Annotated in this window: 6 protein-coding genes; 5 read left to right on the top strand and 1 reads right to left on the bottom strand. The window is 69.1% G+C overall.

Annotation, left to right across the window (positions count from 1 at the left end; all coding sequences use genetic code 11):
• The 5 genes from ACJ73U_RS43610 to ACJ73U_RS43630 form a co-directional block, all read left to right on the top strand.
• On the top strand, nt 1–558 hold a 558-nt coding region (locus ACJ73U_RS43610), incomplete at its 5' end, for a hypothetical protein (protein WP_407783672.1).
• A 20-nt stretch (nt 559–578) separates the two neighbouring features.
• On the top strand, nt 579–1,448 hold the full coding sequence (locus ACJ73U_RS43615) for an LLM class flavin-dependent oxidoreductase (RefSeq protein ID WP_407783673.1): 870 nt from the start codon (nt 579–581) through the stop codon (nt 1,446–1,448).
• Nucleotides 1,449–1,675: 227 nt separating this feature from the next.
• Entirely contained in the window at nt 1,676–2,890 is a 1,215-nt protein-coding gene (glf, locus tag ACJ73U_RS43620; RefSeq protein WP_407783674.1) for a UDP-galactopyranose mutase, read from the top strand.
• Complete coding sequence (locus tag ACJ73U_RS43625) at nt 2,890–3,462, top strand: phosphatase PAP2 family protein (protein WP_407783675.1); 573 nt, start codon at nt 2,890–2,892, stop codon at nt 3,460–3,462. Before glf ends, ACJ73U_RS43625 begins: the two co-directional genes overlap by 1 nt.
• Nucleotides 3,459–4,409 carry a decaprenyl-phosphate phosphoribosyltransferase gene (locus ACJ73U_RS43630; protein ID WP_407783676.1) on the top strand — a complete coding sequence of 317 codons (951 nt, stop codon included), beginning with the start codon at nt 3,459–3,461 and terminating at the stop codon, nt 4,407–4,409. The genes ACJ73U_RS43625 and ACJ73U_RS43630 overlap by 4 nt, the downstream gene beginning before the upstream one ends.
• On the opposite strand, the gene ACJ73U_RS43635 is transcribed toward ACJ73U_RS43630, so the two are convergent.
• Nucleotides 4,406–4,720 (bottom strand): type II toxin-antitoxin system VapC family toxin (locus tag ACJ73U_RS43635; protein ID WP_407783677.1); only part of this gene is annotated, 315 nt, incomplete at its 5' end. The genes ACJ73U_RS43630 and ACJ73U_RS43635 overlap by 4 nt on opposite strands.

The raw sequence follows: 4,720 nt of genomic DNA on the forward strand, positions 1-4,720 counted from the left end.
CAGGGTTATGGTCCGCAGGGTTTTCAGCCGTACGGCATGCCCCCGTCCGGCTACCCTTCGTACGGTTACGGCTACGGCCGGCCGAGCACGGCCCTGGCGTACGTCACCGCGATCGTGTTTCTCGTCTGCGGCGGCCTCGCGCTCATGGCCGCCATCGTCAGCTGGGACGGCACCACGGAGAGCGTGGAGATCGTGCTCTCGGTCATCGGCTTCGCGTTCAAGCCGGACAACCGCACGAACTTCGACTTCGCGATCGTCATCACGATGATCGTGGCGTGCACGACGATCCTGTTCGCGGCGCTGATGTTCGCCCGGCTGGAGTTCGTGCGGTGGGTCCTGGCGGTGCTCGGCGCGCTGGTGACCGTGTACTACATCTACGACATCATCTGGATCCTGTCGCACCACGGCGGCAAGTACATCGCGGTGGTCATGATCGCGTGGGTCGTGTGGCTGGCGGGCACGGTGCTCGCGGTCCTGCCGGCGACCGGCCGCGCCATGCGTCGCCGCCAGCAGTTCGGTCCGCCCGGTTACCCACCGCCGGGCTACCCGCAGTACTGAGCCGGGATACGGTGCCTGTCGTGCGTGTTGGCATCGTGATCCTCCCCGAGTACCGGTGGCCGCTGGCCGAGCAGCGGTGGCGCGCGGCCGAGTCCTACGGCTTCGACCACGCCTGGACCTACGACCACATCGGCTGGCGCTCCCTGGTCGACGGCCCGTGGTTCGACGCGGTGCCGACCCTCACCGCCGCGGCGATGGTCACCAGGCGGATCCGCCTCGGCACGCTGGTGGCGTCGCCGAACTTCCGGCATCCGGTGCCGTTCGCACGCGGCGTCCTCGCCCTGGACGACATCTCGAGCGGGCGGTTCGTGCTCGGCGTCGGCTCGGGCGGCGTCGCCGGCTACGACAACCACGTCCTCGGCAACCAGCCGCTCACCCCGAGGGCCCGGGTCGACCGGTTCACCGAGTTCGTCGAGCAGCTCGACTCGCTGCTCACCCGGGACCGCACCAGCATCGCCGGCGAGTACTACACGTCGGTGGACGCCCGCTCGGCGCCCGGCTGCGCCCAGCACCCCCGCGTGCCCTTCCTCGTCGCCGCCAACGGCCCGCGCTCGATGCGCCTCGCCGCCCGTTTCGGCCAGGGCTGGGTGACCACCGGCAAGGGCGGCGAGACCGTGGAGGAGTGGTGGGCCGGCGTCGCGGAACTGGCCAAGACGTGCACCGACGTCCCGGGCACCGAGGGCCTCGACCGCTACCTGAGCCTGGACGCGGCGCCGGTGCTGTCGCTGTCGAGCGTGGACTACTTCCGCGACGCGGCCGGGCGGGCCGCCGAGCTGGGCTTCACCGACATCATCAGCCACTGGCCACGCGAGGAAGGCGTCTACGCCGCGCGGCTGAGCACTCTGGAACGTGTGGTCAGCGAAGTTTTCCCCGAAATTCGCGCGGAGTGACGCACCGCACGGGAACGTAACGGGGTGCCCAGGCGTCAGTACTAGTGAGGCGATCAGCCGGAAGGGAAAACAGGGGGAACGCCAGGGGTGAAGACCCTCGTACCAAGGGGGAAAGGTACGAGGGTCTTCGGCGTCAGCCTCGACGGGAAGTTGGCCGACGCCGTGCGCGGAGCGTGATGACGCGAGCCGGATGAACCGTACGACACACATTTTGTAGCGTATGCACCGTGAGCGCCCCAGCAGACAACTCTGACAACTACTCCGGCTACGACCTCGTCATCGTCGGATCCGGCTTCTTCGGTCTCACGGTCGCCGAGCGGGTCGCGACCCAGCTGAACAAGCGGGTCCTGGTGCTGGAGCGCCGGTCGCACATCGGTGGCAACGCCTACTCCGAGCCCGAGCCGGAGACCGGGATCGAGGTGCACCGCTACGGCGCGCACCTCTTCCACACGTCGAACAAGCGGGTCTGGGACTACGTCAACCAGTTCACCGAGTTCACGAACTACCAGCACCGCGTGTTCGCCAAGGTCAAGGATCAGGTCTACTCGTTCCCGATGAACCTGGGCCTCATCAACCAGTTCTTCGGCAAGTCGCACACCCCGGACGAGGCACGCGCGCTCATCGCCGAGCAGGCGTCGGAGTTCCGGACCGAGGACGCGCAGAACCTCGAGGAGAAGGCCATCTCGCTGATCGGCCGTCCCCTCTACGAGGCGTTCATCCGCGGGTACACGGCCAAGCAGTGGGAGAACGACCCGAAGGAGCTGGGCGCGAACATCATCACGCGCCTGCCGGTCCGCTACACGTTCGACAACCGGTACTTCAACGACACCTACGAGGGCCTGCCGGTCGACGGCTACACCGCGTGGCTCAAGAAGATGTCCGCCCACCACAACATCGAGGTCCGGCTGAACGTCGACTACTTCGACGTGCGTGACCAGATCCCCGCCGGCACCCCGACCGTGTACACGGGCCCGCTCGACCGGTACTTCGACTACGAGGCCGGCCGGTTCACCTGGCGCACCGTGGACTTCGAGTCCGAGGTCGTGAACACCGGCGACTTCCAGGGCACCTCGGTCGTCAACGCCAACGACGAGGACGTGCCCTACACCCGGATCATCGAGTTCCGGCACTTCCACCCGGAGCGCAAGCACTACCCGACGGACAAGACGGTCATCTTCCGCGAGTACTCCCGCTTCGCCAAGGACGACGACGAGCCGTACTACCCGATCAACACCCCGGAGAACCGGGAGAAGCTCGAGCGGTACCGCGAGCTGGCGAAGGCCGAGGCCAAGCAGAAGAACGTCATCTTCGGCGGCCGCCTTGGCACGTACAAGTACCTCGACATGCACATGGCCATCGGCTCGGCGCTGTCGGTGTTCGACAACAAGGTCGCACCGCACCTGACCGAGGGTGCGCCGCTCGACGGCTCCCTGGACGCGTGATGACGGCCACTGCTCCGGCCCGGCTGCGGGTCGTCCCCGACGATGGGTCACCTGCCGAGCCGGAGCGGTCGGTCGAGCTCAGGGCGCTGGCCGCGATCCAGCGCCGGATCGGCCGCCCGCCGGTCGTGCGTGCCGCCCGCGGCCTGTCGCACTTCGGCGAGCACGCCCTGGGCTGGTTCGCCCTGGGCCTGGTCGGCGCGGCGGTCGACCGCGGCCGCCGCCGCGACTGGCTCACCGGCGCCGCCGGCGTGGTCGCCGCGCACGGCGCGTCGATCGCGGTGAAGCGGGTGGTCCGGCGGCAGCGGCCGATGGACCCCTCGGTCGAGGTGCTGGTCAAGACGCCGAGCAGGCTGTCGTTCCCGTCGTCGCACGCCACCTCCACCACGGCGGCCGCCGTCGTGTACTCGGGTCTGACCGGGCGTAACCTGGTGCCGGCGCTGGTGCCGCCGATGCTGGTCTCCCGGCTGGTCCTGGGGGTCCACTACCCGAGTGACGTGCTGGCCGGCGCCACCCTGGGCGCGGTCGTCGGCGGTGTGGTCCGGCGGGTGCTGAAGAGGAAGCGGGCGCGTTGAGCAGTACGGCGGAGAGCGACGCCGCAGGGGACACCGCGGTGCCTCCCGCCGCTTCGGTGTCGCGGGGCGGCTTCGTTGGTGGACTGATCAGGACCGCCCGGCCGCGGCAGTGGGTGAAGAACGTCCTCGTGCTGGCCGCGCCGTTCGCGGCGTACGCGGCCAACCCGGTGTTCCACGTGGACGTCGTCGCCGACGCGGCCATCGCGTTCGTGGCGTTCTGCCTCGTCGCCTCCGCCGTGTACCTGATCAACGACGCCATCGACGTCGAGGCCGACCGGGCGCACCCGACCAAGCGCAACCGCCCCATCGCCGCCGGCATCGTGCCGGTCCAGGTGGCGTACGGGGTGTCGGTGGCGTTGTTCCTGGCGGCGTTCGCGGTGTCGCTGGTGTCGAGCTGGCGCCTGCTGGTGGTGATCGGCGTGTACGCCGCGGTCCAGATCGGCTACTGCCTGGGCCTGAAGCACCAGCCGGTGATCGACCTGTGCATCGTGGCGTCGGGGTTCCTGCTGCGTGCCATCGCCGGTGGCGCCGCGGCGGGCCTGCCGCTGTCGCAGTGGTTCCTGCTGGTCACGGCGTTCGGTTCGCTGTTCATGGTGGCCGGCAAGCGGTACGCGGAGATCGTGCTGTACGAGCGGACGGGCGCGAAGATCCGCGCGTCGCTGTCGAAGTACTCGGCCAGCTACCTGCGGTTCGTCTGGGCCACGTCCGCGGCCATCATGATCATGACCTACTCGCTGTGGGCCTTCGAGATCCGCCAGCGGACGGGCAACAACTCCGTGTGGGCGGTCATCTCGATCGTCCCGATGGTGGTGGCCGTCCTCCGGTATGCCGTCGACGTCGACCGCGGCACCGCCGGCGAGCCGGAGGAGATCGCCCTCAGCGACCGTGTCCTGCAGGTGCTGGGCGCGTCGTGGGTCGTGTGCGTCGCCCTGATGGCGTTCCTCTAACGCATCCCCGGCGTGTGCACCGGGAGATCGGTCAGCACGGCGGCGTCGTGGAGGCGCTTGTCGTAGGCGACGAAGCCGGTCAGCGCGTCGCCCAGCTCGAAGGCTGCCGCCAGGTGCAGGGCGTCAAGGGTGCGCAGGGTCGGTGGCCCGATGTTCTCGGCGGTCTCGTAGAGCCAGCTGGTCAGCGGCACGATGGGGAGGTCGCCGAGCAGGAGGTTGGCCGTCGCCACACTGGCCGGGTCGATGCGACGGCAGGTGCGGAGCAACTCGACCCGGCCGATCATGCTGGTCGTGAACGGCTGCTCCTGGTA

Origin of the sequence: Actinophytocola sp. (assembly GCF_045807065.1) — a bacterium.
Taxonomy (GTDB): domain Bacteria; phylum Actinomycetota; class Actinomycetes; order Mycobacteriales; family Pseudonocardiaceae; genus Actinophytocola.